Raw genomic sequence first — 1,107 nt, forward strand, 5'->3', positions numbered from 1 at the left:
CCGCCAGCGCGACCGCCAGTGGGCCGGGCTCGCGCGATGGCGCCGCCGAGCTCACCGCGATCAAGCCGCCGATCACCATGCCGACGACAATGTGGACCACCAGGACGCCAACATCCCGCCCAACGAGTTGAAGCTGGCCGGCATGTTCGCGGAGCCACCGGGCCGCGAAGACTTCCAGTTCCTCGATGTTCGACGGAAAATAGGCCATCGCCCAGGATGGGAGATGGACGCGCGCGGTATCGATGATCTCGGCCATCTTCTTGAGGAGCGTCACGACGTTCTCCGAACCGCCAGTCAATTGCGACATGCCGCTAAAGATAGCGGCGGCTACCAGGAGAGTGAAGATCAATGCCACCAAGGTCAGCGCAAGGCTTTTCGTCAGGCTGTTGGAGACGCCGATTCGATGGAGCATCGGTGCGGCGAAATGAACGATGTTGAACACGAGAAGGCCCGAAAGCAGTGCCGGAAGCAGTCCGAGTTCGAGAACGGCGACGAGCGCTATAAGCGCAAGCAGGCACGACGCGAGATAGAACCATGAGAAAGTCAGCACTTTTCACCTGCAGAAGCAGCCAAGTCCTCTCCGGGTTTCATTAGCTTTGATACCCGGTGATGCGCAAGCGAACACGCCTTCGACACGTGTGTAAGGCTAACCGCCTCGCAGATCCCATGCTTGCGCGCCAGGTCGCCCGCTTTTGCCCCGCCTCATGCTCACGCAGGACCGCGATGATCAGCTCTTGCGTAAACCGCATTCTCTTCATCAGTCCGCCCTTCAATCGAGGCCGGACTTTAATCTCAGATGGAGGAAATTACCGATGGCAGGTCAGCCGCTCGAGGATGTTTATGCCGGTTGGCAAGAATGATCCTCTTCGTAGTGAAGCCGAAGTTCATTCCGCCGCGAAGACCATCAGATCCTCGAACGGGAACTCGACATAGTATTGGCCGGACGGAAGGGCGTCCCGGGAATAGGTCCGGATTGTCAGGTCATTGCTTTCGAAAATGACTTCATGCCGATCGCCAAGGAAAAGGCTCTCGACGCAGGTCATGGCGATACGTCCAGGCCCGTCCTCCCCGGACCACGTCACCCGCTCAAGCCGGACGAGTGCGGTG

At 59.1% G+C, this 1,107-nt stretch carries 1 protein-coding gene and 1 pseudogene; both read right to left on the bottom strand.

What is annotated here, in order from left to right; translation table 11 throughout:
• Positions 1–550: pseudogene (locus tag NKI72_RS35115) on the bottom strand (hypothetical protein); the annotation flags it as partial.
• Between the two features lie 334 nt (positions 551–884).
• A partial coding sequence (locus NKI72_RS35120; protein ID WP_352852267.1) for a hypothetical protein occupies positions 885–1,107 on the bottom strand: 223 nt, incomplete at its 5' end.

Source organism: Mesorhizobium sp. M0437 (assembly GCF_040321335.1).
Lineage (GTDB): Bacteria > Pseudomonadota > Alphaproteobacteria > Rhizobiales > Rhizobiaceae > Mesorhizobium.